The organism is Vibrio sp. Vf1514, assembly GCF_052076135.1.
GTDB lineage: Bacteria > Pseudomonadota > Gammaproteobacteria > Enterobacterales > Vibrionaceae > Vibrio > Vibrio furnissii.
The window spans coordinates 274350-298835 of sequence record NZ_CP197267.1 but is presented as its reverse complement, the minus strand read 5'-3'; the positions used below and the strand labels follow the sequence as shown (position 1 = coordinate 298835).

At 49.1% G+C, this 24486-nt stretch carries 28 protein-coding genes and 1 pseudogene; 4 read left to right on the top strand and 25 right to left on the bottom strand.

The window, feature by feature from the left end; all coding sequences use genetic code 11:
- Positions 1 to 415 precede the first annotated feature (415 nt).
- From ACS18Q_RS01435 to dusA, 7 genes and pseudogenes are all read right to left on the bottom strand, one after another.
- On the bottom strand, positions 416 to 1189 hold the full coding sequence (locus ACS18Q_RS01435; protein ID WP_014205874.1) for a phosphoadenylyl-sulfate reductase: 774 nt from the start codon (positions 1187 to 1189) through the stop codon (positions 416 to 418).
- Positions 1182 to 2915, bottom strand: coding sequence for an assimilatory sulfite reductase (NADPH) hemoprotein subunit (cysI, locus tag ACS18Q_RS01430; RefSeq protein ID WP_158166153.1), 1734 nt, complete (start codon positions 2913 to 2915; stop codon positions 1182 to 1184). Before cysI ends, ACS18Q_RS01435 begins: the two co-directional genes overlap by 8 nt.
- Positions 2915 to 4767 (bottom strand): annotated as a pseudogene (locus ACS18Q_RS01425) (assimilatory sulfite reductase (NADPH) flavoprotein subunit). Before ACS18Q_RS01425 ends, cysI begins: the two are co-directional and overlap by 1 nt.
- A 96-nt stretch (positions 4768 to 4863) precedes the next feature.
- Positions 4864 to 5094 (bottom strand): hypothetical protein, encoded by a 231-nt coding sequence (locus ACS18Q_RS01420; protein WP_143680997.1) that lies wholly within the window; start codon positions 5092 to 5094, stop codon positions 4864 to 4866.
- Between the two features lie 142 nt (positions 5095 to 5236).
- A complete protein-coding gene (locus ACS18Q_RS01415; protein WP_238854471.1) occupies positions 5237 to 5902 on the bottom strand; it encodes a TIGR04219 family outer membrane beta-barrel protein in 666 nt (221 codons plus the stop codon).
- Between the two features lie 94 nt (positions 5903 to 5996).
- Positions 5997 to 6206, bottom strand: coding sequence for an envelope stress response protein PspG (pspG, locus tag ACS18Q_RS01410; RefSeq protein ID WP_038150560.1), 210 nt, complete (start codon positions 6204 to 6206; stop codon positions 5997 to 5999).
- A gap of 155 nt (positions 6207 to 6361) precedes the next feature.
- Positions 6362 to 7345: a tRNA dihydrouridine(20/20a) synthase DusA gene (dusA, locus tag ACS18Q_RS01405; RefSeq protein WP_081454415.1), complete on the bottom strand. Its 984-nt coding sequence runs from the start codon at positions 7343 to 7345 to the stop codon at positions 6362 to 6364.
- 249 nt (positions 7346 to 7594) lie between these two features.
- On the opposite strand from dusA, the gene zur reads away from it, so the two are divergent.
- Together zur and ACS18Q_RS01395 are read left to right on the top strand one after the other, a co-directional pair.
- Positions 7595 to 8044: a zinc uptake transcriptional repressor Zur gene (gene zur / locus ACS18Q_RS01400; RefSeq protein ID WP_038150561.1), complete on the top strand. Its 450-nt coding sequence runs from the start codon at positions 7595 to 7597 to the stop codon at positions 8042 to 8044.
- A gap of 24 nt (positions 8045 to 8068) precedes the next feature.
- The gene (locus ACS18Q_RS01395; RefSeq protein WP_004723722.1) at positions 8069 to 8530 is read left to right on the top strand and encodes a chemotaxis protein CheX; all 462 of its coding nucleotides are present in this window, start codon (positions 8069 to 8071) and stop codon (positions 8528 to 8530) included.
- Positions 8531 to 8621: 91 nt separating this feature from the next.
- Here the strand turns inward: ACS18Q_RS01395 and pgi are convergent, their stop codons facing one another.
- Positions 8622 to 10277: a glucose-6-phosphate isomerase gene (gene pgi, locus ACS18Q_RS01390; protein ID WP_055467279.1), complete on the bottom strand. Its 1656-nt coding sequence runs from the start codon at positions 10275 to 10277 to the stop codon at positions 8622 to 8624.
- Positions 10278 to 10562: 285 nt separating this feature from the next.
- Between pgi and ACS18Q_RS01385 the strand changes: the two genes are divergently transcribed.
- Complete coding sequence (locus ACS18Q_RS01385) at positions 10563 to 10982, top strand: secondary thiamine-phosphate synthase enzyme YjbQ (protein ID WP_014205882.1); 420 nt, start codon at positions 10563 to 10565, stop codon at positions 10980 to 10982.
- Between the two features lie 10 nt (positions 10983 to 10992).
- Here ACS18Q_RS01385 and alr read toward each other — a convergent pair whose 3' ends face one another.
- Together alr and ACS18Q_RS01375 are read right to left on the bottom strand one after the other, a co-directional pair.
- Entirely contained in the window at positions 10993 to 12078 is a 1086-nt protein-coding gene (gene alr, locus ACS18Q_RS01380) for an alanine racemase (RefSeq protein WP_038150563.1), read from the bottom strand.
- 13 nt (positions 12079 to 12091) lie between these two features.
- Positions 12092 to 13501 (bottom strand): replicative DNA helicase, encoded by a 1410-nt coding sequence (locus ACS18Q_RS01375; protein WP_004723730.1) that lies wholly within the window; start codon positions 13499 to 13501, stop codon positions 12092 to 12094.
- A 172-nt stretch (positions 13502 to 13673) separates the two neighbouring features.
- On the opposite strand from ACS18Q_RS01375, the gene ACS18Q_RS01370 reads away from it, so the two are divergent.
- Entirely contained in the window at positions 13674 to 14438 is a 765-nt protein-coding gene (locus ACS18Q_RS01370; RefSeq protein ID WP_014205883.1) for a DUF481 domain-containing protein, read from the top strand.
- 77 nt (positions 14439 to 14515) lie between these two features.
- On the opposite strand, the gene rplI is transcribed toward ACS18Q_RS01370, so the two are convergent.
- The 15 genes from rplI to fkpA all read right to left on the bottom strand — a co-directional run bounded on the left by rplI (position 14516) and on the right by fkpA (position 24452).
- Entirely contained in the window at positions 14516 to 14965 is a 450-nt protein-coding gene (rplI, locus tag ACS18Q_RS01365; protein WP_004723735.1) for a 50S ribosomal protein L9, read from the bottom strand.
- Between the two features lie 33 nt (positions 14966 to 14998).
- Positions 14999 to 15226: a 30S ribosomal protein S18 gene (rpsR, locus tag ACS18Q_RS01360; protein ID WP_000090472.1), complete on the bottom strand. Its 228-nt coding sequence runs from the start codon at positions 15224 to 15226 to the stop codon at positions 14999 to 15001.
- A 15-nt stretch (positions 15227 to 15241) separates the two neighbouring features.
- Entirely contained in the window at positions 15242 to 15544 is a 303-nt protein-coding gene (gene priB, locus ACS18Q_RS01355) for a primosomal replication protein N (protein WP_086027247.1), read from the bottom strand.
- An 8-nt stretch (positions 15545 to 15552) separates the two neighbouring features.
- Positions 15553 to 15921 (bottom strand): 30S ribosomal protein S6, encoded by a 369-nt coding sequence (gene rpsF, locus ACS18Q_RS01350; protein ID WP_004723737.1) that lies wholly within the window; start codon positions 15919 to 15921, stop codon positions 15553 to 15555.
- Between the two features lie 197 nt (positions 15922 to 16118).
- Positions 16119 to 16595 carry a bacterioferritin gene (gene bfr / locus ACS18Q_RS01345; protein WP_004723745.1) on the bottom strand — a complete coding sequence of 159 codons (477 nt, stop codon included), beginning with the start codon at positions 16593 to 16595 and terminating at the stop codon, positions 16119 to 16121.
- 69 nt (positions 16596 to 16664) lie between these two features.
- Positions 16665 to 16853, bottom strand: coding sequence for a (2Fe-2S)-binding protein (locus tag ACS18Q_RS01340; RefSeq protein WP_004723747.1), 189 nt, complete (start codon positions 16851 to 16853; stop codon positions 16665 to 16667).
- 286 nt (positions 16854 to 17139) lie between these two features.
- Positions 17140 to 18324, bottom strand: a complete 1185-nt coding sequence (gene tuf, locus ACS18Q_RS01335; RefSeq protein WP_004728252.1) for an elongation factor Tu — start codon at positions 18322 to 18324, stop codon at positions 17140 to 17142.
- Between the two features lie 107 nt (positions 18325 to 18431).
- The gene (fusA, locus tag ACS18Q_RS01330) at positions 18432 to 20528 is read right to left on the bottom strand and encodes an elongation factor G (RefSeq protein ID WP_014203958.1); all 2097 of its coding nucleotides are present in this window, start codon (positions 20526 to 20528) and stop codon (positions 18432 to 18434) included.
- Positions 20529 to 20603: 75 nt separating this feature from the next.
- On the bottom strand, positions 20604 to 21074 hold the full coding sequence (gene rpsG, locus ACS18Q_RS01325; protein ID WP_014203959.1) for a 30S ribosomal protein S7: 471 nt from the start codon (positions 21072 to 21074) through the stop codon (positions 20604 to 20606).
- A gap of 102 nt (positions 21075 to 21176) precedes the next feature.
- A complete protein-coding gene (gene rpsL / locus ACS18Q_RS01320) occupies positions 21177 to 21551 on the bottom strand; it encodes a 30S ribosomal protein S12 (RefSeq protein WP_014203960.1) in 375 nt (124 codons plus the stop codon).
- Positions 21552 to 21734: 183 nt separating this feature from the next.
- The gene (tusB, locus tag ACS18Q_RS01315) at positions 21735 to 22010 is read right to left on the bottom strand and encodes a sulfurtransferase complex subunit TusB (RefSeq protein ID WP_441257288.1); all 276 of its coding nucleotides are present in this window, start codon (positions 22008 to 22010) and stop codon (positions 21735 to 21737) included.
- Positions 22011 to 22024: 14 nt separating this feature from the next.
- Positions 22025 to 22381, bottom strand: a complete 357-nt coding sequence (gene tusC, locus ACS18Q_RS01310; RefSeq protein ID WP_014203962.1) for a sulfurtransferase complex subunit TusC — start codon at positions 22379 to 22381, stop codon at positions 22025 to 22027.
- On the bottom strand, positions 22378 to 22770 hold the full coding sequence (gene tusD, locus ACS18Q_RS01305) for a sulfurtransferase complex subunit TusD (RefSeq protein WP_014203963.1): 393 nt from the start codon (positions 22768 to 22770) through the stop codon (positions 22378 to 22380). Before tusD ends, tusC begins: the two co-directional genes overlap by 4 nt.
- Complete coding sequence (locus ACS18Q_RS01300) at positions 22767 to 23489, bottom strand: helix-turn-helix transcriptional regulator (RefSeq protein ID WP_041942412.1); 723 nt, start codon at positions 23487 to 23489, stop codon at positions 22767 to 22769. The genes tusD and ACS18Q_RS01300 overlap by 4 nt, the downstream gene beginning before the upstream one ends.
- A 177-nt stretch (positions 23490 to 23666) precedes the next feature.
- Positions 23667 to 24452, bottom strand: coding sequence for an FKBP-type peptidyl-prolyl cis-trans isomerase (gene fkpA, locus ACS18Q_RS01295; protein WP_004728285.1), 786 nt, complete (start codon positions 24450 to 24452; stop codon positions 23667 to 23669).
- Positions 24453 to 24486 lie beyond the last annotated feature (34 nt).

Below are 24486 nucleotides of genomic sequence, written 5' to 3'. Positions count from 1 at the left end.
AGATTGATAGGTTTATATTGTTAAAGAGCTTTCTTCCTACTTCAGCGACTGAGTCACCGTGGAAGAGGCGGCCATTCTAGCGAGATAATCTTCAGTGTCAAACACTTTTTTTCAAATCATTTCGTTTTTCTTTCTGGCCTGTCTGACTAGCTTTGAACCCTTGTGAGCCCTTGCCCTGTCGACGAGGTGGCATTATAGAGATCCGAATCACACTGGCAAGTACTTTTTATGAAAAAATGAAAAAATAACGCTTAAGTGATGAATTAACGCTCAAAGCCTTATTTATCCAATTTTACCCCAACGATACGTACAACTTATCCACAGAGTTATTCTTTTTAGCCCTTTGATCGCGGCGAATCTACATCACTTATATATAGAAAAAGCCGCTAACGCGGCTTTTTCTATATTAGGCAGATTAAATACCAGAGCCATCTTGCTCAGGAGATTCTTCATGCAGCCCACATTCTCGCTTCAAACCAAAGAATCGTGTTTCTTCTTCACTCATGCCCGGTTCCCACTTACGGGTCGTATGCGTATCGCCGACTGACAGATAGCCTTGGTCCCAAAGTGGGTGATACGGCAGATCGTTGTCTTTCAGGTAATAGTGGACATCTTTATTGGTCCAATCGATCACCGGAAGGAATTTGAAGACGCCATTTTGAACCGCCAAAATCGGTAAGGTCGCCCGTGACTTCGATTGCTCACGACGTAAGCCCGAAAACCAAGTGCCAACATTAAGTTCATGCAGCGCGCGGCGCATCGGTTCCACTTTATTGATGCGATTGTATTGTTCAATCCCCGTCACGCCCTGTTCCCACAATTTACCAAAGCGAGCTTCCTGCCACGCGGATGACATCTCTGCGGTGTAGATCTTGAGATTCAGATCCAAACGCTCCGTCAGTTGGTCAATAAACTGGTAGGTTTCCGGAAACAGATAGCCCGTGTCGGTCAGGACCACCGGGACGTCTTTGTTCACAGACGTCACCAAATGCAGCATTACCGCCGCCTGAATACCGAAGCTAGAAGAGACGGCATGCGTACCCGGCAAATGTTCCAGCGCCCAAACGACACGTTCTTGCGCCGTGAGCGTTTCTAAATATGCGTTAACCTCGGCCAAGTGGAGCGCCTGCTCCGCCTTGGTGAGCGTTAACAACTCCGCCAAATTCGGAGTCGCGACGATCTCAGGCATAAAAATCCCTCTTTGACACAATCACTTCTTGAATGATGCCGGTACGAATCGTGAAATCACCAAAACCTTCCCCAACCTCACGCTCTGTCGCCCAACGGCCCACCAGCGTATCGATTTCGTCGAGGATCTGTTTATCGGTAATGTTCTCTTTATACATCTTCGGCACACGAGTTCCCGCGCGGTTACCACCGAGGTGCAGGTTGTAACGGCCAGGCGCTTTCCCGACTAAACCGATTTCAGCCAGCATCGCACGGCCACATCCGTTTGGACAGCCGGTAACACGCAGGATGATGTTGTCTTCTTTTGGCAGCGCGTGTTTTTCCAGAATACCTTCGACCTGAGTGACAAACTCCGGCAGGAAGCGTTCAGCTTCAGCCATCGCCAATGGACAGGTGGGAAACGCCACACACGCCATCGAATTCTTACGCTGTTCGCTGACACTGCTGTCCATCAAACCATGGGACACTGCCAATGCTTCAATCTCAGCTTTTTGGTCGGCCGGGACACCAGCAACAATCAAGTTTTGGTTTGCCGTCATCCGGAAATCGCCCTGGTGAATCTTCGCGATTTCCGCCACACCGGTTTTCAGTGGCTTGCCAGGGAAATCTAATAGACGACCGTTTTCAATGAACAGCGTCAGGTGATGCTTCCCATCGATGCCTTCTACCCAACCGATGCGATCGCCGCGTTCGGTGAACTCGTATGGACGGCTATCGCCGAACGTCACGCCTGCACGTTTTTCGACTTCCGCTTTAAAGACATCCACGCCAACACGATCCAGCGTGTATTTGGTTTTCGCGTTCTTACGGTTTGAACGGTTACCCCAATCGCGCTGTGTCGTCACCACAGCAGCCGCCACATCTAACGTTTTCTCCAGCGGAATAAAACCAAAGTCATCCGCGCGACGTGGGTATGTCGAGGTATCACCATGGGTCATCGCCAGACCACCACCCACCAGCACGTTAAAGCCAATCAGCTTGCCGTTGTCTGCAATCGCCACGAAGTTCAAATCGTTCGCATGCACATCAATATCGTTATGCGGCGGGATCACCACCGTGGTTTTGAATTTCCGTGGCAGATAATTGCTACCCAGAATCGGTTCTTCGTCGGTGGTTTCGACTTTCTCGCCATCCAACCAAATTTCTGCATAAGCGCGCGTTTTCGGCAGCAAATGCTCACTGATTTTCTTCGCCCACTCGTAAGCTTCTTGGTGCAGCTCAGATTCCACCGGGTTTGAGGTACACAATACGTTACGGTTGACGTCGCCTGCCGTCGCAATCGAGTCGATGCCGATGCTATTGAGCGTCTGGTGCATCAGTTTAATATTCGGTTTTAGAACGCCATGGAACTGAAACGTCTGGCGGGTCGTCAGACGAATACTGCCATACAGCGAGTGTTCGGTCGCAAACTTGTCGATCGCCAGCCATTGTTTGGGTTGGATGATGCCGCCTGGCATACGAGCACGCAGCATCACGTTGTGCAGCGGCTCCAGTTTTTGTTTGGTACGTTCGTTACGAATATCACGGTCATCTTGCTGATACATGCCGTGAAAGCGGATCAGCTGGAAGTTATCAGCCGTGAATCCACCCGTGATGCGATCTTGCAGATCGTGTTCGATCGTGCCACGCAGGAAATTACTTTCGCGTTTGAGGCGTTCATTATCAGAAAGCGAGCCGAGCACTTCGCCAAGGACTTCCTGTACGTTGTTTTCAATCTTGGTGCTCATTAGTACACATCCCTCTGGTAACGTTTCGCTTTACGAAGCTCATTGAAATATTCTTCTGCTTTTTCACGTGACAGGCCGCCCTGTTGCTGCCCGACGACGATCAGCGCTTCATGGACATCTTTCGCCATGCGTGTCGCATCACCACAGATGTAAACGTAGGCGCCATCTTGCAACCATTGCCATACCTGCTCCGCTTGTTCCAACACACGGTGTTGTACGTACACTTTCTCATGTTGGTCACGGCTGAAGGCGACGTCCAAACGCGTCAGCGCACCTGATTTCAGGTATTTCTGCCATTCCACTTGGTAGAGGAAATCTTGAGTGAAGGTGCGGTCACCAAAGAACAACCAGCTCTTACCCTCCGCTCCACGGTTATCCCGCTCTTGAATAAAGCTGCGGAACGGTGCGATACCGGCCCCGGGCCAATCATGATCACTGGCGTTGCATCATCTTGCGGCAGTTTGAAGTTGTTGTTGTGCTCGATGAACACTTTCACGGACTCGCCTTCTTCTAGGCGTTGACCCAAGAAGCTGGACGCCCCGCCTTGGCGAACATCGCCATCCACATCGTATTCCACGATACCAACCGTCAAGTGCACTTCTTCATCCACTTCCGACTGGCTGGACGCAATAGAGTACAGACGTGGCGTAAGACGACGCAGCAGAGCAATCAATTGTTCCGCCGAGAGCTTGGTTTTCTTTTCTTTTAGGACATCGACAATTTGAGTATTGGCCGCGTATTCACGCAGCTTGTCTTTGTCTTCCACCAGCTTTTGTAGTTTCTTGCTACCTGACAGCTCAGCAAACTTGGTGACAAACTGCGGGTTCGAACCAGTGATCTCGTATTTGCTCACTAGCGCGCTATGTAAAGAAAGGCTTTCACCATCAACTTCAACACTTTCGACACCCGACAACCCTGCCGCCGCCAGAACCACATTCGCCAGTTCTGCACTGTTCTCATACCAGACGCCCAACGCGTCACCCGGTTGATACGTCAGCCCCGAGTCCGCCAGATCGATTTCGATATGACGTACATCTTTGCCTGAATCACGGCCCGTGATTTTCTGGCTGGTCAACAACGTGGCGGTATATGGATTTTGTTTGTTGTACTGAGAATGGGACGTCGTGGCTTGACCGACAGGCAACTGAACCACTTCCGCTTGGCTGCTTGCCAATGCTTCTTTGACGCTGGCTAACGCTTTCGCACGCCATTCTGCGGCAGGGGCATCGTAATCCACATCGCAATCCACGCGATCGATAAAGCGCTTCGCACCCAGTTTTTCAAGGAACGTATCGAAATCTTTGCCTGTTTGGCAGAAGAACTCGTAACTCGAGTCGCCCAGGCCAATCACGCCATATTGCAGGTTGGGTAATTTCGGGGCTTTTTTCGATTGCAGGAATTCGTGCAGCGCCAACGCATTGTCCGGCGCTTCGCCTTCACCATTGGTTGAAGCCACGACGATCACGTGCGTTTCTTTCGCCAGATCTTTGCCTTTGTAATCGCTGGCATCAAACAGTTGCACGGCAATACCCGCCGCTTGGGCCTCTTGTTCCAACGCTTCAGCCACACCTTTCGCATTCCCAGTTTGCGAAGCAAAGATAATGGTCAGCTTACCGGCAGGTTTTGCCGCAGTCAGCGCTGCCGCCTGAGTCAAAGGTGCTGAAGCCCCCAGCGTCTGAGACTGGCTGAGCCCCCAGAAATAACCGCTCACCCAAGCCATTTGCTGAGGTGAGAGTTGTGAAATCGTTTGTTGCAGCTGATTGAGCTGCGAGTCGTTGAGTGGGCTGGCAAGCCCAGCGAGCTCTTTTGGTATGGTGTTTCCTGAAGACATTGTCACGACTTCCTTATTCATTGCGTGACGATAGATTAACCACTCCTCTTAATAACAAGAAAGAATAGATGAGCATGTTTTATAACTTTTTGGAAGTAAGGCGGGTAAAATTTGAACTCACTTGGATTCCACTCTCACCTGCTTAAATCCCACCGCCATCGCCGATTTAGAAGCTTGGTCGAGATCGATGTAATGGCACTCCTCGCCATTGATGCCGGTCAGCAGGACAAATCCGCCGCGTTGGTGACGAAATTCCACTATCCATGCGCCTTCTTCTGAAGAAGGCTCAATTATGGCTTCTACAAGCTGGTTCTCGCGGTAAAGGTTTCTCAGTTCCGTGATCGTCATCGCCACTCTCACTCATATTGCCGTTCCATCCTATTAAGCATGGTCTATTTCGAGCGGATTGCGAATTCTGCTGATGAGATTGTCGTTAGCACAACAAAAACGCCACCAAGAGACGGTGGCGTGAGGACAACATCGGGATGATTTAAAAGCGGAAGTCCGCGCCGAGGAACCAACCATCAACAAATACATAAGAGGTTCCGGTATCTGGCGACTGCGTGGCCAAGTCATCAAACTCAAGGTCAATCACACGGTATCCGCCTTTGAGTGCCCATTCCCCGTCTTTCACTGGTAAACGATATTGCACGCCCGCTGTTACATCCGAACTTTTCATGCCACTGTTATTGCCGACATCAAACTGGCCGATGATGTCAAAGTTGGTCTCTGGGATCGAGAGCTCCGCGGCGGCATACCAGTTAAACGTGGTGTCGTTAAAGTCGTACGTTTTGTCATCCTGAGCACGGTAATGAGAACTGCGGTACTGCGTGACCGTCACCCCGGCATCAAAGTTCATCCACTCATGATGCAGTAAGTTGTAATAGAAGGTGTAATCGAGTTTATCGAATGCGGCGTAATTGGCATCGACACTCGTGTAACGAACGCTGAAGTTCGGCAGGTAACGCAATTGGTGGTCGAGCGCGGCCTGAAATGCAGGCGCTTGATCCGTCTCATGGCGCACTTCATCAACCTTGGTGCTGCCCCACCACATCGCTGCGCCCAGTTTGACGTCATAAGCCGTGTCGTCACACCACGCCGTGGCAGAAAGCGATAATAACGCGGTTGTCAGTATCGCCAGGGCTGGCTTATTCATGATCATTGCTCCTGTCAAAGTGCTAAGTATATGTCATCTTTTGGGTCGGCATAGTAGCACAGGCACAGACCATGTTGAGATGGCCAAACCATTCTTAACGTGGAATTTGCTGATAGTGACGATACACCCATACGCCTAGCGCAATCACAATCAGCCAAGGCAGCAGTTTGAGCGCAAAACCGAGCAAGCTCAGCAACATCAACACACCAAACGCCACAGCGATGGCTACCAGTGTGCCGAAGACGGTCAACCCCGTCACCAACAAGCTGGCCACAAATACCAAAATAAAAATCAGCTCTACCATCATCGTTCTCCTTTTCTTGGTGTTATTGCACGTTTCGCGCCAACCGAGCGCGCCAGGCTAATTAACTGATTTAGCTGAAGTAAATAAAAAGGCCGTGGCGAATAAACGTCCACGACCTCATCTAACTGGTTAAAGTCACCAACAGTTGGTGAAATTTACACATCCAGCTCTTGATACGGAATTTTGGCCAGCGCCTGCTCGACCACTTCAATCCCCGCGCCCGCTTTGTGCGCGTTTTCACTGATGTGACGACGCCATTGACGCGCGCCCGGCATATTTTGGAACAACCCCAGCATGTGACGCGTGATATGTCCTAAATAACTGCCCTGTGCCAGTTGTTGCTCAATGTACGGATACATCTCTTGCACCACCTGAGAACGCTTCTTCACTGGCGTATCCAGACCAAAGATTTGCTGATCAACTTCGGCCAGCAAGTATGGGCTTTGGTACGCTTCACGGCCGATCATGACGCCATCCAGATGTTGGAGATGTTCTTTGGCTTCCGCCAATGATTTCACGCCACCATTCACAGCGATGGTCAACTGCGGGAAATCCTGCTTCAACTGATACGCGCGTGGGTAATCCAGCGGCGGGATCTCGCGGTTCTCTTTCGGGCTCAAGCCGCTCAACCACGCTTTACGCGCGTGAATGGTAAACTGCTCACAGCCACCTTGCTCCGACACCACGGTAACGAAGTGGGTCAGAAACTCATACGAATCCTGATCGTCGATACCAATCCGGGTTTTCACCGTGACCGGAATGTCCACCACCGCTTTCATGGCCGCGACACACTGCGCAACCAACTCAGGTTCCGCCATCAAGCACGCGCCAAAGCGACCGTTTTGCACGCGATCAGACGGGCAGCCGACATTCAAGTTAATTTCATCGTACCCGCGTTCCTGTGCCAACTTCGCACAATGCGCTAGATCGACGGGGTTCGAGCCACCCAGTTGCAACGCAAGCGGATGTTCTTCCTCGTTGTACGCCAAGAAGTCACCCTTTCCATGGATGATCGCACCTGTGGTTACCATTTCGGTATAAAGCAAGGTTTGCGATGACAGCAAACGATGGAAATAGCGGCAGTGGCGGTCTGTCCAATCGAGCATCGGCGCCACAGAAAGCCGGCATGAGTGAGTCATTGGTTCAACATCCCCATTTCAATCAAAAAGCATTTGGCCACCGAGTGACCAAAAAGAAAGTTTGGCATTGTAATCGCTTCTGTTTATATCGCCAACAGTTCTTCGGAGGTATCGTTTCGCGACAAGATAAGGTAACTTAGCGCTTATCTATGGAAATATCGTCGTTAGTGTATGAATCAAACCAGATTTATTGATGAGCAAAACGATATTCATCCGGAAATAGTATATGATTACTAAAGTCCGACGGTTATGGTGATAGATTTGGACAATAAGCTTACCAAACAGATTGAAGAAATATGTACGGCTCGAGGTGTCAGGCTGACGTCTCAACGAAAACGGGTGTTTGAACTCATCTGTGCGAGCAAAAAAGCCTCGAGTGCTTATGAATTGCTGGAAGATCTGAAACAGAGTGAACCTCAGGCCAAACCACCGACGGTTTACCGAGCGCTGGATTTTCTGATGGAACAAGGCTTCATTCACCGGGTAGAATCAACAAATAGCTTTATATCCTGCTGCTCTTGTAATGCACACAAGCACTTTTCACAGCTATTGATTTGCGACCAGTGCGGCAACGTGATTGAATTGCAAGATGATAGCCTGATAGCATTGCTGGCAGACAACGCGGAGAAACACGGCTTCAAAATTGCCAACCACGTGATTGAGTCGCATGGTGTGTGCCAATCGTGTTCCTCGAAATAAAGAATGAAACAATAGAAGAAGGTTATGCGCGCTGAATTTGTAAACCCGTTTTTAGCGTCTTTGCTGAACGTGCTAAAAACAATGGCTTCTCTTGAATTGAAGCCTCAAAAACCTCGTTTGAAAAAAGACGAAATTGCTCGCGGAGATGTGTCTGGCCTGATTGGTATGGTCGGTCAACAGACCCGTGGTTCCATGTCGATTACGTTCGATGAAAGTCTGGCGCTGGAAATTATGCAGAACATGCTGGGCGAACGACCGAACGGGTTAAACGAAGAAGTGACAGACATGGTGGGTGAAATCACCAACATGGTGACTGGTGGCGCGAAACGCATTCTGGCAGAGAGTGGGTTTGATTTTGATATGGCAACCCCTGTGGTGGTGTCTGGTAAAGGCCACACCATTCGTCACAAATGCGAAGGCTCAATCATCATCATGCCGTTTTCTTCTCAATGGGGAAATGCCTTCATCGAGATCTGTTTCGAATAAACGCTTCGGTGAGATTTCATAAAAAAGCGGATGCCTTGGCATCCGCTTTTTTTATTGCGCTTACTCCGAGTCGAAGCTCAGTGTCAATTCATCATTCACCACGAAACGCTTTGAATGCGTTGATCAGACCGTTGGTCGAACTGTCGTGAGAGCTGATTTGCGCACTGTCTGCCAGTTCAGGCAGAATTTGGTTCGCCAGCTGTTTGCCCAGTTCTACACCCCATTGGTCAAAGGTAAAGATGTTCCAAATCACGCCTTGAACAAAGATCTTGTGTTCGTACATCGCGATCAGGTTACCCAGAGAACGTGGCGTAATCTCTTTCACCAAAATAGAGTTGGTTGGACGGTTCCCTTCAAACACTTTGAATGGCACCAGCGCTGCAACTTCTTGCTCTGATTTACCAGATTTCACCAATTCCGCTTTCACAACATCCGCTGATTTACCAAATGCCAATGCTTCTGTTTGTGCGAAGAAGTTCGACATCAGTTTCTGATGGTGATCGCTGACTGCATTGTGTGTCAGTGCTGGCGCAATGAAATCACATGGGATCAGTTTGGTGCCTTGGTGAATCAACTGGTAGAACGCATGCTGGCCGTTGGTGCCAGGCTCGCCCCAAATGATTGGGCCAGTTTGGTAAGTCACTGGGTTGCCATCACGGTCAACGTACTTACCATTCGATTCCATGTTGCCTTGTTGGAAGTAAGCAGCAAAACGGTGCATGTATTGGTCGTACGGAAGAATCGCTTCAGATTCTGCGCCGTGGAAGTTGTTGTACCAAATACCAATCAACGCCAGGATCATTGGGATGTTGTTTTCGAACGGAGTTTCAACGAAATGTTTGTCCATTTCATGAGCACCGCTCAGCAGTTCAACGAAGTTGTCAAAACCAATTGACAGAATGATCGACAGACCAATCGCGGACCACAGTGAGTAACGGCCGCCAACCCAGTCCCAGAATTCAAACATGTTGTCGGTATCAATACCAAACTCTGCAACCGCTGACGCGTTGGTAGATAGCGCCGCGAAGTGCTTCGCAACGTGCGCTTCATCGCCCGCAGTATCAAGGAACCAGTCACGCGCAGAGTGCGCGTTGGTCATGGTTTCTTGCGTGGTGAACGTTTTTGAAGCCACCAGGAACAGCGTGGTTTCTGGATTCACTTTCTTCAGTGTTTCCGCAATGTGCGTGCCATCGACGTTCGATACAAAATGCATGGTCAGGTGGTTTTTGTATGGCGCCAGCGCTTCTGTCACCATGTAAGGACCAAGGTCAGAACCACCGATACCGATGTTCACCACATCCGTGATCGCTTTGCCAGTGAAGCCTTTCCACTCGCCGCCAATAATACGCTCAGAGAACGCTTTCATTTTCTCAAGCACGGCATTTACCGCAGGCATGACATCTTCACCATGAACCATCACCGGTGTGTTGCTGCGATTGCGCAGCGCGGTGTGCAGCACGGCACGACCTTCGGTTTGGTTGATGGCTTCGCCACTGAACATTGCCTGAATCGCACTTTTCACATCCGCTTCGTCAGCCAGAGCGAATAGGTGCTTCATGGTTTCTTCGTTCACAAGGTTTTTTGAGTAGTCGACGAGAATGTCGTTACCGAAACGGGCGGAGTATTTAGCAAAACGTTGACTGTCCTCTGCGAACAGAGTTTTGAGGTCCATATCCTGCGCGGATTCAAAATGCGCGGTCAGTGCTTTCCAAGCTTGAGTTTGCGTTGGATTGATATTTTTCAACATGGTATCTATCCCGATGTTACTGTAGATTTTATTCCACTAATCTTAGTCACTGGCACCAAGAATGCAGAATCCCCGATTAAGCAAAAAGAAAATGATAAAGTTCTCTGCCTGACGCAGAGCAAAGTGTAATAAATTTTCAATGCACAATTATGACTCAGCTCATGTACCCCCACATTGAGTTAAGTCACGTAAACACCGAGTGTTTACCCAATTGTGTTGCAATCACTTGGCGCCAACCATAGCGTTTATCCGGCCGTTTGCCAATCAGATTATGGAGAGAGACAAATGTGGGCTCAGCAGCAAATTCACCTACGTGCATATCCACGCGGTTTTCATTTGATTACTGATGAAATTGAACAACAATTACCACAATTAGCTGATATTTCTGTCGGTTTGCTACATCTGTTTATTCAACACACGTCAGCCAGCCTCACGCTCAATGAAAATGCCGATCCGACTGTCCGCTCGGACATGGAACAGCACTTTAATCACTTTGTCCCCGAGCGTGCCCCGTATTATGTGCACACCTACGAAGGCGATGATGACATGCCCGCCCACATCAAAGCGTCACTACTCGGCTCCAGCGTGACGATTCCCATTTCACACGGTCGTTTAGCGTTGGGAACATGGCAAGGCATTTACTTAGGCGAGCACCGTGACCACGGTGGCAAACGCCGCCTGGTTGCGACGCTGCAAGGGGAATAAAAAAGCAGGCCTATCGGCCTGCTCCGTAATATGACATGTCAACGCGGGAGGTCAGTTTAGTCACTAACTCATAACCCAATGTGCCAATGTGGCTAGCCACTTCTTCGACAGGCAATTCACTGCCCCACAAAATGGCTTCATCGCCCACGTTATCACGCGCATCAGGCCCCAAATCAACGGTAAGCATATCCATGGACACTCGACCGGCAAGCGGTACCACACGGCCATTGACCACCACAGGTGTGCCATTGGGCGCGGTGCGTGGGTAGCCATCGCCGTACCCAATCGCAATGACGCCAATTTTGGTATCGCGCTCGCTGACCCAAGTCGCGCCATAGCCCACACTTTCGCCAGCTTTCACGTCGCGTACAGCGATCAAATGCGATTTGAGTGTCATCACCGGCTGATAGCCGAGTTGCTGCGCGTTTTTCTCAGCAAAAGGCGACACACCGTACATGATGATGCCCGGGCGAACCCATTCCATCTGGCTTTGCGGCCACGCCAATAAGCCTGCCGATGCTGCCATAGAGCGTTCACCTTCACAGCCGTTGGTCAGTGATAAAAATAGCTCAATTTGCTCCGTGGTGGTCGATTTATCCAGCTCATCAGCACAGCCAAAATGGCTCATGTAGCGCAGCGGTTTCGCCACGTTGTTACATGCTTGAAGCCGTGCCACAAACTGCGCATATTGCTCTGGACGCACGCCTAAACGGTGCATGCCACTGTCGATTTTCAGCCACACCACCACCGGCGTTTCCAGCTCAGCGCTTTCCAGTGCCTGTAACTGCTCTTCGCAGTGCAGCACAGTTTGAATATTGTTGGTCACCAGCACAGGTAAATCCCCCTGCGAGTAGAACCCTTCCAACAGCAGAATCGGCTTCACCACGCCACTGGCGCGCAGTTGCAACGCTTCTTCAATGCGAGCCACACCAAAGGCATCAGCGCCGACGGCGTGCTTGGCTACATGGCGTAACCCATGGCCGTAACCATTGGCTTTGACCACCGCCATTAATTTACTGTTGGGCGCTTGCTGCTTAATCTGCTGCAGATTGTGGCGTAACGCGTCCAAATTGATACAGGCCGTCGCAGCTTTCATGTAATTCATCGTTTTACTCATCGTCGTCAAATGCCGGTCCTGCATAATTATCAAAGCGGGAGAACTGGCCCTGGAAGGTCAGACGTACAGAACCGATAGGGCCGTTACGCTGTTTACCGATGATGATCTCGGCGGTGCCTTTGAGCGCACTGTCAGGATGGTAAACCTCGTCACGGTAGATAAACATAATCAAGTCCGCGTCCTGCTCGATAGAGCCGGATTCACGCAAGTCCGAGTTAACCGGGCGTTTGTCAGCACGTTGTTCCAGCGAGCGGTTCAGCTGCGACAGTGCCACCACGGGCACATTCAGCTCTTTCGCCAGCGCTTTCAACGAGCGAGAGATTTCCGCGATTTCCAGCGTTCGGTTATCCGACAACGCCGGTACACGCATCAATTGCAGGTAGTCGACCATGATAAGCGACAAACCGCCATGCTCACGGGCAATACGGCGCGCACGTGAGCGCACGTCGGTCGGCGTCAGGCCAGAGCTGTCATCGATGTACATGTTCTTCTTCTCCATGAGAATCCCCATGGTGGAAGAAATTCGCGCCCAGTCCTCGTCATCGAGCTGACCGGTACGGATTTTGGTTTGGTCAACACGAGACAGCGACGCCAACATACGCATCATGATCTGTTCGGCGGGCATCTCCAGCGAGAAGATCAGCACCGGCTTTTCCTGCTCCATCGCCGCGTTTTCACACAAGTTCATCGCAAACGTGGTTTTACCCATCGATGGACGTGCCGCAACGATGATCAAATCAGACCCCTGCAGACCTGCCGTTTTCTTGTTGAGGTCGGTAAAGCCAGTATTCACGCCGGTCACACCATCCTGCGGCGTTTTGTACAGTAGCTCGATACGCTCAAGCGTTTTTTCCAGAATGTTGTCGACGTTCTGTGGGCCTTCATTTTCGCTGGTGCGCGCTTCTGCAATCGCAAATACTTTACTTTCGGCCAGATCGAGCAGGTCTTCCGAACTGCGGCCTTGCGGATCGTAACCCGCATCGGCAATTTCATTCGCCACACCAATCAGATTGCGCACCAGCGCACGTTCCGCCACGATCTCCGCATAGGCGTTGATGTTGGCCGCACTCGGGGTATTTTTGGCAAGATCGGCGAGATAAGCAAAGCCACCCACGTCTTCGAGCTGTTCTCGTTGTTCGAGAAATTCCGACAGCGTGATCAAATCGAGCGGCTTACCCGCATCCAGAATCGACTTCACACCATCAAAAATCAGGCGGTGCGGACGGCTGTAAAAGTCTGATGTCAATACACGTTCAGAGACCGTGTCCCAGCGTTCGTTATCCAGCAACAAGCCGCCAATCACGGATTGTTCAGCTTCTAAGGAATGGGGAGGAACTTTAATCGCATCGACCTGCGCATCAGCAGATTTACGGTTTCGGTTATCTGTTCGGGGATCAGCCATGACTTCACTCGGTAACTCTTTAATGACCGTCCATTATAACGAGAATACAAAATTTGTAATTAATGATACGAAAGTTTGTGTATGCTAGCGGCAGAATTAACCGTCTCATGACCCAATTAGCAACATAGATGCTTATCATGCAACGATTCAACCCGTGTATATGAGGTAAAATGTGTCCAAAGTTTGGCTTCTAAGTATTGGCCTACTGACGAGTTATAACGTCTGCGCAAACGAAGATCCCAAGCGCGATACGGACATCAAGATTCCTTCTCACTGGCACAGCCAGATTGAGTTCGGCTATCAGTCGCATACTGGCAATACCGATTCAGAATCGCTCAATACGCGCCTGAAAGGGGAATATATCGAAGGGCGTCACCGGACCAACGGGGAATGGCGTTTTTATAAGTTGGACAAAAACGGCAAAGAGAATAAGCGCCAATCGAACTATGCATTGCAAACCGACTACAAGCTTGGCCCCAAAACCTACTTGTACGGCAGCTTTAAAGGCATTGATTCACGTTACAGTGCTTATTTTAAGGACTACACCTTATCTGGCGGTTTGGGTTATCAAATCACCCACACAGAGCAGTTGTTGATCGAGGTGGAATTGGGCCCAGGTTATCGCTATCAAGAGCCGAATTTGGATGAGATCGATAAAACGGACGTCGTCTTTCCAGACATCGTGCAGGAGCCGATTTTTCGTAGCAATTTGAAAACCGAATGGCAAGCGCTGAAGTCGCTCAAGTTTGCGGCAGACCTGACGTTGGTGAATGGTGAAAGTAACACTCGCTTGGACTCCGAGCTGAGTGTGATTAACAACATCACTGAAGACATCGCACTGAAGATCAACCAATCTCGTCAGTACCATACGCGTGTACCTGATGGCATGAGCAAGGCGGACACCGTCTTGTCCGTGAACCTGATTTTCCTCTTCTGAAGCCGCTCATTGCGTTGCTTCAGACATAAAAAAACACCAGCCGAGGCTGGTGTTTTTGATTCGTCTGTATACTGAAATTACTCAGCAACAACCTGTACTTTCGCAGTAGCGAAAACTTCAGAGTGAAGTTGAACGCTAACTTCGAATTCACCAGTGTTGCGCAGAGCGCCTTCAGGTAGGCGAACTTCGCTCTTAGAAACTGCAACACCTGCCGCTGTAATAGCGTCAGCGATGTCACGAGTACCGATAGAACCGAACAGTTTACCTTCGTCACCAGCTTTAGAAGCAATTACTACTGCTTCCAGAGCGTTAACTTGGTCAGCGCGAGCTTGTGCGTCTGCTAGGTGTTCAGCAACTTGTGCTTCTAGCTCAGCACGACGGCTTTCAAACATTTCAACGTTAGCTTTAGTTGCCATAACAGCCTTACCTTGAGGGATAAGGAAGTTACGAGCGTAACCAGATTTAACGCTAACTGTATCGCCAAGACCACCTAGGTTACCGATTTTATCAAGTAGAATAACTTGCATTGCTTAATCCTCTTTCTTAATAAACGGTGCCAATTACTGATGTTTGTCAGTGTATGGCAGTAGAGCTAGGTAGCGAGAACGCTTGATTGCACGAGCTAGCTGACGCTGATATTTAGCGCTAGTACCAGTGATACGGCTAGGTACGATTTTGCCAGCTTCAGTGATGTAGTTCTTAAGAGTTGCTACGTCTTTGTAATCAATCTCTTGTACGCCTTCTGCTGTAAAACGGCAGAATTTACGACGACGGAAGAAACGAGCCATGGGCTATCTCCTGATCTAAATTTGGATAATGTTGTCGGCATGTAGCACCAATTTCCCCACGCCATTTCGGCCGGTTTGGTAAGCCAAAAAGCCACTTACCTGAATGATGCTGCCTTGTACTAAATTTTGAGTTAACGCTTTTGACCGTTGCCCACTGACAACCACCGGGATTCGGCAATACACCTGTCGCGGTAGGTCAGCTTCGATCACCGTAGAGCGATGCTCTAGCCAAAATCGGCAGTGTTCGATGCCCGAAGGGCTTTGGCTTCGAATCGGAGGTTTAGCGATGGAACCACTTAACTCCATTCGATTGGTCATCAATGAAATTACTCAGCGTCTGCTTCAAATTTCGCTTCGTCACGCTTAGAACGCTCTTCTTTAGCTTTCAGCATGATTGAAGGTTCAGTGATTGCAGCTTTAGTACGCATAATCATGTTACGCAGAACCGCATCGTTGAAACGGAAAGCAGTTTCCAGTTCATCGATAACAGCTTGGTCAGCTTCAACGTTCATCAGAACGTAGTGAGCTTTGTGAAGCTTGTTGATTGGGTAAGCCAGTTGACGGCGGCCCCAGTCTTCTAGACGGTGTACTTTACCGCCAGCTTCAGTGATTGAACCAGTGTAACGCTCGATCATGCCAGCAACTTGCTCGCTTTGATCTGGGTGCACCATGAATACGATTTCGTAATGACGCATTTATTTGCTCCTTACGGATTATTCAGCTTCCCAAGTTGGCCCGGTCATCCAGAGGAAGCAAGGAACTAATGAAATTTGACCGAGAATTAAGGAGCGAGAATAGTACAGAAAGACAGCAGCATTAGCAAGGGAAATATTAGGCAGGAAACGCGGCGTTTTGCAGCCAGTGCCAAGGCGTGGCGCTGGCTGAAAAACGGTTAATCTTCGTCGACGAATTGGGCTTGAAGGTAATTCTCAATCCCTGTCATATCAATCAAACCAAGCTGAGTTTCCAGCCAGTCCACATGCTCTTCTTCATCTTCCAGAATGTCCTGAAAGAGGTCACGTGACACGTAGTCGCGAATGTCTTCGGCATAGGCAATTGCATCACGAAGGTCCGGAATGGCAGCGAGCTCAAGTTTGAGGTCGCATTCGAGCATTTCTTTGGTGTCTTCCCCGATCATCAGCTTGCCGAGATCTTGCAAATTAGGCAGGCCTTCGAGAAACAGGATACGCTCAATCAAATGATCCGCATGCTTCATCTCATCGATGGATTCGTGATATTCCTTATCCGCGAGGTGTTTTAACCCCCAATCCTTGTACATGCGCGCATGGAGAAAGTATTGATTGATGGCAATCAGTTCATTGCCGAGAATTTTATTCAGGTGTTGGATGATGATTGGATCACCTTTCATGACAAAGCCCTCCTCTTTGGCTCTTATAACTGTAGAACCAATTGAGAAGGTGTCAAAAAGGTCGCTGGCCTAACTGGCTTGTTGGTACTGTACGACGATGGTTTCGTTCAGAATTTCTTTAGCCTGTTTCACGCACTTGCCACATTGCGAGCCCAGTGCGGTGCAACGTTTGATGCCGCGGATATCGGTGATCCCTTGCTCAAGGGCAAGCTTTTTGATCTTCTTATCTGACACACCGTGACACAAACACACGTACATACTGCAACCTCATTATCTTGTTGCCTTGAACTATAAAAAGGAATCGTTCTTATTACCAGTTAGTTTTCAACTTCATTAAGATCGTTTCGTTATATCAAAACCACGGATTTTCAAGGCAAGATCACTTAGCACGCTGTGCATTGAATACACGACTGCTAAGCAATTGTTTTATGGCACATGATCACAGACAAACAGTGAAGATTAGAAAATTTTTTTATAACCAAAACGCAAAAAGGGAAGCCGAAGCTTCCCTTTTTTCATGCGAGGTTCGCAGTAAGATTATCGATTAAGCGATGATCTTAGCAACAACACCAGCACCAACTGTACGGCCACCTTCACGGATTGCGAAGCGTAGACCTTCGTCCATTGCGATTGGCGCGATCAGCTCAACAATCATTTGAATGTTGTCGCCTGGCATTACCATCTCTACGCCTTCTGGCAGTTCGATGTTGCCTGTTACGTCAGTTGTACGGAAGTAGAACTGTGGACGGTAGCCTTTGAAGAATGGAGTGTGACGACCACCTTCATCTTTAGACAGTACGTATACTTCTGATTCGAACTTGGTGTGTGGAGTGATTGAACCTGGTTTCGCTAGTACTTGACCACGTTCTACTTCATCACGTTTTGTACCACGTAGTAGTGCACCAACGTTCTCACCTGCACGACCTTCGTCTAGCAGTTTACGGAACATTTCTACACCAGTACAAGTAGTGGTTGTAGTGTCGTGGATACCTACGATCGCTACTTCATCACCTACTTTCAGGATACCGCGCTCGATACGGCCAGTTACTACTGTACCACGACCTTGGATTGAGAATACGTCTTCGATTGGCATCAGGAACGGCATGTCTACTGCACGCTCTGGCTCTGGAATGTAGTTGTCCAGTGCTTCAGCCAGTTCAACGATTTTCGCTTCCCACTGCTCTTCGCCGTTTAGTGCGCCTAGTGCAGAACCTTGGATAACTGGTAGGTCATCACCTGGGAAATCGTATTCAGACAGAAGTTCACGTACTTCCATTTCTACTAGTTCTAGTAGCTCTTCATCGTCAACCATGTCACATTTGTTCATGAATACGATGATGTAAGGAATACCAACCTGACGGCCTAGTAGGATGTGCTCACGAGTTTGTGGCATTGGACCATCTGTTGCAGCAACAACTAGGATACCACCGTCCATTTGCGCAGCACCTGTGATCATGTTTTTAACATAGTCAGCGTGTCCTGGGCAGTCTACGTGTGCGTAGTGACGGCTTGGAGTGTCGTACTCTACGTGTGAAGTAGAGATTGTGATACCGCGCTCACGCTCTTCTGGAGCGTTGTCGATTGACGCGAAGTCACGAGCTGCACCGCCGTACACTTTAGCCAGTGTAGTACAGATTGCTGCAGTTAGAGTTGTTTTACCGTGGTCAACGTGGCCGATAGTACCAACGTTTACGTGCGGTTTCGTACGTTCAAATTTTTCTTTAGACACGATCGTGTTCCTTCCTAGTTATGATTCGCCTTGAGTCACGTACACTCAGGGCGCGCCAGAAATTGCTATTTTATGCGCCAACGCTCGTCAGCGCAATAGATTCATTATTAACCGCGCTCTGCCACAATTGCTTCAGCAATGTTTTTAGGCACCTCAGCGTACTCAGAAAACTCCATAGAGTAAGAAGCACGACCTTGGGTTGCAGAACGTAGGTCAGTTGCGTAACCGAACATCTCAGAAAGTGGTACGCGTGAACGAATGATTTTCAGACCCGCAGGGCCTTCATCCATTCCCTCGATGATGCCGCGACGACGGTTCAGGTCACCGACCACATCACCCATCCAATCTTCCGGAGTGGTTACTTCAACTTTCATCAGCGGTTCAAGAATGACAGGGTTTGCTTCAAGCGCACCTTTCTTGAATGCCATTGAGCCAGCGATCTTAAACGCCATCTCACTTGAGTCGACATCGTGGAATGAACCATCGAATAGTGTGGCTTTCACATCCAATACAGGATAGCCCGCCAACACACCGTTGTTCATTTGCTCCTCGATACCTTTCGCTACCGGGCCGATGAATTCCTTAGGAATCGCACCACCCACGATCTCGTCAACGAAGACAAAGCCTTCGCCTGGTTCAGAAGGTTCAATCTTCAGCCACACGTGACCGTATTGACCACGACCACCAGACTGACGAACAAACTTGCCTTCTACTTCCGCTTTACCACGAATGGTTTCACGGTATGCAACCTGAGGTTTACCCACGTTGCAATCAACGCTGAATTCACGCTTCATGCGGTCAACGATGATGTCTAAGTGAAGTTCACCCATACCTGAGATCAGTGTTTGACCGGTTTCATTGTCGGTTTCGACACGGAATGATGGGTCTTCTGCAGCCAGTTTACCTAGCGCAATGCCCATTTTTTCCTGGTCTGCCTTAGAACGAGGTTCTACTGCGATCTGAATAACCGGCTCAGGGAATTCCATGCGTTCTAGAACCACTTTATGGTCTTGATCACACAGAGTATCCCCTGTTGTCACATCTTTCAGGCCGATCGCTGCGGCGATGTCACCTGCGCGAACTTCTTTGATTTCTTCACGTTTGTTTGCGTGCATCTGAACGATACGACCGAAACGCTCTTTCTTCTCTTTTACCGAGTTGTAAACAGCATCACCTGAATTCACAACACCGGAGTAAACACGAATGAAAGTCAGCGTGCCCACAAATGGGTCAGTCGCGATCTTAAATGCCAGCGCTGAGAACGGTTCGTTGTCGTCAGCATGACGCTCAACTTCGTTCTCACGTTCATCGACACCTTTGATAGACGGTACATCAACGGGTGATGGCAAATACTCGATGACTGCATCCAGTACGGCCTGTACACCTTTGTTCTTAAACGCACTACCACACGTGGCCAGTACGATTTCGTTGTTCAATGTACGCTGACGAAGTGCCTGCTTGATTTCAAGCTCAGTCAGTTCGCCTTCTTCTAGGTATTTTTCCATCAACTCTTCAGTGGCTTCTGCGGCAGCTTCAACCAGATGGTTGCGCCACTCTTCAGCAAGCTCGAGCATGTCAGCCGGAATGTCTTCGTATGTGAACGTCATGCCTTGGTCGGCATCATTCCAGTTGATGGCTTTCATCTTGATCAGGTCGATGACACCCTTGAACTCATCTTCCGCACCAATGTTCAATTGGATTGGAACTGGGTTCGCACCAAGACGATGTTTAATTTGGTCTACAACGCGTAGGAAATCTGCACCCGCACGGTCCATCTTGTTCACAAATACCATACGTGGAACGTGGTACTTGTCTGCCTGACGCCATACAGTTTCAGACTGAGGTTCAACACCAGATGAGCCACAGAACACAACCACTGCACCGTCAAGTACACGAAGAGAACGCTCTACTTCGATCGTAAAGTCAACGTGTCCAGGGGTATCAATGATGTTGATGCGATGATCTTGGAACTGTGCTTCCATACCACGCCAGAAGGTAGTCGTCGCAGCTGAGGTGATGGTAATACCACGCTCCTGCTCCTGCTCCATCCAGTCCATGGTTGCGGCACCATCGTGAACTTCGCCGATTTTGTGAGAAAGGCCAGTGTAGAACAGAATACGCTCAGTAGTGGTTGTTTTACCTGCATCTACGTGAGCACAAATACCGATGTTACGGTAGCGCTCAATAGGAGTTTTACGAGCCACGATTGTATCCTCTTACTAAGGTTCACCTTAGAAAATAGAAATGTGCTGCGAGAGGACCTCGCAGCACAGAAGGTATTACCAGCGGTAATGAGCAAACGCTTTGTTCGCTTCTGCCATACGGTGAACGTCTTCACGTTTCTTAACAGCAGTACCTTTGTTCTCTGACGCATCTAGCATTTCAGCAGCTAGGCGTTGAGCCATAGATTTTTCACCACGCTTACGCGCAGCTTCAACCAACCAACGCATAGCAAGTGCGTTACGGCGAACCGGACGTACTTCTACTGGCACTTGGTAAGTTGAACCACCAACACGGCGAGATTTAACCTCTACCGCTGGGCGAACGTTTTCAAGAGCTTCTTCAAATACAGCTAAGTGATCTTTACCAGATTTCTCAGCCATAGCATCTAGTGCAGTGTAAACGATTTTTTCTGCAGTAGATTTTTTACCGTCAACCATAAGGATGTTAACGAATTTTGCCAGCAGTTCAGATTTGAACTTTGGATCTGGAAGGATCTTACGCTGACCAATGACGCGACGACGTGGCATGGAATATTCTCCGTTGTCTTCTTCAGGTTTTATCCAAAACTTTTCAGTTTTTTCAAAAAATTAAAAAATAATTTAGTGTTTGGCCTTACTTAACGGAATCCATTAAGACTTAGGACGCTTCACACCGTATTTAGAACGAGCTTGTTTACGGTCGTTCACGCCTGCACAGTCAAGTGCACCACGTACAGTGTGGTAACGAACACCTGGAAGGTCTTTAACACGACCACCGCGGATCAGAACAACTGAGTGCTCTTGAAGGTTGTGACCTTCACCGCCGATGTACGATGTTACTTCGAAGCCGTTTGTCAGACGTACACGACAAACTTTACGAAGTGCTGAGTTAGGTTTTTTAGGTGTAGTAGTGTAAACACGAGTACATACACCACGTTTTTGTGGGCACGCTTCTAGTGCTGGCACGTTGCTTTTAGCAACTTGCTTTGCACGAGGCTTACGTACCAACTGGTTAATAGTTGCCATTAACTAGCTCCTGAATTTACTTGAAAGTAAGCTTTGTGAAAAATCTAGCCCCAAATGCACATTGCGCAAATAGGGACGCAAAATTCTATGCAGCAGTGGGATGTGTGTCAAGAAATATACAGATCTTTTTTGCCGGGCCAAAATGGGGGAATGGACAGTGTGGCGTACAACAACGACGAAGTATCACCAACTCATTGATTTATCGTGATTCACGCTCAATTCAACCCACGCATCGACATTCACAACCTGAATGTTCTGCGCACAACGATTGATCCACCCTCTGGCCTCGAGATCTTCTTTCAGCGCATAAACGCACTGTTGGGTGGGTAAATGAGCAAAATATGGCGAATGTTCGCTCGTCGCGTAGACGGCGCTTTCAACCAACAACAGCTGATCATTCGCTTGAAGATAGCGACCAATCAGCACCAATTGCTGAGGATGTTTAACAATATGTAGCACAGCCGCTCCTGAGATTAAAAGGTCATGATCTGATCAAACGCTTGCCATTGCGATCCGATGGTTTGCGGATCTAAGCATTCGACGTCCACCAGCAGATCTTCACCCGCGATGCCCCATTCTGCCAAACTGGCAGCGCACACCACACGATGCTCGATGTCGTAGAGATCCAAAAGCTTAAACGCACTGATGTAATCACGGCTGAGCACCGACTGCGGCTGTTGATCGCAGACCAATTGCAACACCCCTTCGCCGATGAAATACACCGCCAGATCCTCGCTGTAAGCCGACGCAGCCAACAGCGCATCCAAGCCCTCGCGGCCCGCACTGGTCGCATGTGGCGCGGAATGAAAGACAAACGCGATTTTTTTCAAAACTGTACCACTCTGTCTTGAGTCAATAATGCTTCCGCCAAGCTGCCTAATCCGGTTTGCTCAAACAAAGGAGCTAAGTTTGCCCCCGGCAACTGATGTTGCTCAGCTTCACTTTGGCTCACCACGCCACGGCGCAGCGCTGCCGCCACACACGTTTCTAAGCGCACTTGGTGCTGCTGAGCTAATTGTTGCCATGCTTTGGCGAGGTCGAACTCATCGTTGGCCGGTGCCGTAAGCGCCGACCCATTTTGCACGCCATCCTGATAGAAAAAGACGCTGGTCAACGTGTGGCCTTTTTCAATCACGGCCTTGGCAAACAGGTACGCATTCCGCGCTGACTGCGTGCCATAGACGGAGCCATTCACCAACAAGGTGTAGGTTAAACTCACTTCTCGTCATCCTCAGTTTTACGCTGACGAATGTAGAGGTAAACTGTGTGTTTAGAAATATTCAGGCGATCCGCCACGCGGTTGATGGCATCTTTAATATCAAAGATGCCCTTGTCAAACAGCGCCATGACGATTTGACGGTTTTTGGTGTTGTTTGACACCGACTTGTCCGCGTTAATCTCTTCAATGGTGCGTTCTACCGTTTGATCAACCAACTCTTCCACATCACTGGCAAAGTTCACAGAAGACGCCGCTTCTTGCGCTTCCTGGGTTGGCATAAACGATTGCAGCACTTGAGAGAACGGCGCATCTAAGTTGACGTTGATACACAATAAGCCAATCACGCGATTGTCACCGTTACGAATGGCAATCGTGATCGACTTCATCAAGACGCCGCCTTTGGCACGCGTAAAGTACGAACGTGAAAAGTTTCGCTCTGATCCTTCAATATCGCGCAGCATCTTCAGCGCGAGGTCTGTGATTGGTGACCCCACCTGACGCCCCGTGTTCTCCCCGTTCGCAATTTTGATCGCGGACGTGTTGAGATCTTCCAGCGAGTGCAGAACGATTTCACAAAAAGGGCCAATCAAGCTGGCAATTCCATCCACAACGGCTTCGTATGAACGCAAAATTACTTTGTCATGCTCTGTAAATGGTTTCACATGCACGGATTCCATCTCAAGCAACATATCGGCATTAATAGTCTCTGTCGTTGTCACTGTATTTTGACCTTAGAACGAAAAATCAACAAATTGGTGTAAGTTTATCAGAAAATTTTAGCCGAAGACTCTGCTATATTGCCAACAAGTGATTTAGAACAAATTATGTAGCAGTTCTAGAGCGGGATCAAAAAGGGCCTGAACAAGTCAGGCCCTTTGCGTTGCAATCCGTGATGCTTATTGCGCTGCTTTGTCACCGTTGTCGATTTTCAGCAGTTCCACTTCAAACACCAAGGTTGAGTTGGCCGGAATGGTTGGCGTGTCTTGTTCGCCGTAAGCCAACTCTGGCGGAATCACGAACTTGTACTTCGAGCCCACTTGCATCAGTTGCACGCCTTCGGTCCAACCTGGGATCACGCGATTCAACGGGAATGTCGCTGGCTCACCACGATCGTAAGAGCTGTCAAATTGCGTGCCGTCAATCAACGTACCTTTGTAGTGCACTTGCACGGTATCCGTATCTTTAGGTGAATCACCTTGCGCTGGGGTCATCACTTGGTACAACAGGCCTGTGGCAGTTTTCTTCACGCCTTCCTGTTTTTCAAACTCAGCACGGTAGTCATCACCTGCTTTTTTGTTCGCAGCCGCTTTTTCAGTGGCTTGCGCTTTCATTTTTTCAGCCACGCGTTTATCGAGCGCTTCCAGCGCCGCACGGGTCTCTTCTTCGGTCATTTCAGCGTTCCCAGCAAATACATGCTGAATTCCCTGAAGAACCATATCTTTGTTCAGATTGATGCCAATTTCACTTGGTTTTTCAATGCTGGTGCTGAGGTAATTCGCAAACGAAACACCAATTGCGTACGCTGCTTTGTCGTCTTCATTCTGGAAGGTTACCGTTTTTGCGGCAGAAGCTTGTTCTGCGGCTGGTGCTGCGGTTTCTGGTTTTGCAGCTTCTTCTTTCTGACAGCCAACGGCCAACACTACGGTTGCGGCCAGTAGCGACACTTTAAAAAGTGATTTCATTGAATTCTCCAATTTGTAGGCAAACCTTTTGTGA

What these genes read in the sequence shown, in the direction of transcription:
- priB (WP_086027247.1), bottom strand. Translation starts at nt 15,544, where the DNA reads ATGACCAATCGAATGGAGTTAAGTGGTTCCATCGCTAAACCTCCGATT.
- rpsR (WP_000090472.1), bottom strand. Translation starts at nt 15,226, where the DNA reads ATGGCTCGTTTCTTCCGTCGTCGTAAATTCTGCCGTTTTACAGCAGAA.
- pspG (WP_038150560.1), bottom strand. Translation starts at nt 6,206, where the DNA reads ATGGTAGAGCTGATTTTTATTTTGGTATTTGTGGCCAGCTTGTTGGTG.
- rplI (WP_004723735.1), bottom strand. Translation starts at nt 14,965, where the DNA reads ATGCAAGTTATTCTACTTGATAAAATCGGTAACCTAGGTGGTCTTGGC.
- ACS18Q_RS01435 (WP_014205874.1), bottom strand. Translation starts at nt 1,189, where the DNA reads ATGCCTGAGATCGTCGCGACTCCGAATTTGGCGGAGTTGTTAACGCTC.
- ACS18Q_RS01415 (WP_238854471.1), bottom strand. Translation starts at nt 5,902, where the DNA reads ATGAATAAGCCAGCCCTGGCGATACTGACAACCGCGTTATTATCGCTT.
- rpsG (WP_014203959.1), bottom strand. Translation starts at nt 21,074, where the DNA reads ATGCCACGTCGTCGCGTCATTGGTCAGCGTAAGATCCTTCCAGATCCA.
- dusA (WP_081454415.1), bottom strand. Translation starts at nt 7,345, where the DNA reads ATGACTCACTCATGCCGGCTTTCTGTGGCGCCGATGCTCGATTGGACA.
- cysI (WP_158166153.1), bottom strand. Translation starts at nt 2,915, where the DNA reads ATGAGCACCAAGATTGAAAACAACGTACAGGAAGTCCTTGGCGAAGTG.
- fkpA (WP_004728285.1), bottom strand. Translation starts at nt 24,452, where the DNA reads ATGAAATCACTTTTTAAAGTGTCGCTACTGGCCGCAACCGTAGTGTTG.
- pgi (WP_055467279.1), bottom strand. Translation starts at nt 10,277, where the DNA reads ATGTTGAAAAATATCAATCCAACGCAAACTCAAGCTTGGAAAGCACTG.
- zur (WP_038150561.1), top strand. Translation starts at nt 7,595, where the DNA reads ATGGTGATAGATTTGGACAATAAGCTTACCAAACAGATTGAAGAAATA.
- rpsF (WP_004723737.1), bottom strand. Translation starts at nt 15,921, where the DNA reads ATGCGTCATTACGAAATCGTATTCATGGTGCACCCAGATCAAAGCGAG.
- bfr (WP_004723745.1), bottom strand. Translation starts at nt 16,595, where the DNA reads ATGAAAGGTGATCCAATCATCATCCAACACCTGAATAAAATTCTCGGC.
- ACS18Q_RS01340 (WP_004723747.1), bottom strand. Translation starts at nt 16,853, where the DNA reads ATGTACGTGTGTTTGTGTCACGGTGTGTCAGATAAGAAGATCAAAAAG.
- ACS18Q_RS01375 (WP_004723730.1), bottom strand. Translation starts at nt 13,501, where the DNA reads ATGGCTGATCCCCGAACAGATAACCGAAACCGTAAATCTGCTGATGCG.
- ACS18Q_RS01395 (WP_004723722.1), top strand. Translation starts at nt 8,069, where the DNA reads ATGCGCGCTGAATTTGTAAACCCGTTTTTAGCGTCTTTGCTGAACGTG.
- rpsL (WP_014203960.1), bottom strand. Translation starts at nt 21,551, where the DNA reads ATGGCAACTATTAACCAGTTGGTACGTAAGCCTCGTGCAAAGCAAGTT.
- ACS18Q_RS01385 (WP_014205882.1), top strand. Translation starts at nt 10,563, where the DNA reads ATGTGGGCTCAGCAGCAAATTCACCTACGTGCATATCCACGCGGTTTT.
- alr (WP_038150563.1), bottom strand. Translation starts at nt 12,078, where the DNA reads ATGAAAGCTGCGACGGCCTGTATCAATTTGGACGCGTTACGCCACAAT.
- ACS18Q_RS01420 (WP_143680997.1), bottom strand. Translation starts at nt 5,094, where the DNA reads ATGACGATCACGGAACTGAGAAACCTTTACCGCGAGAACCAGCTTGTA.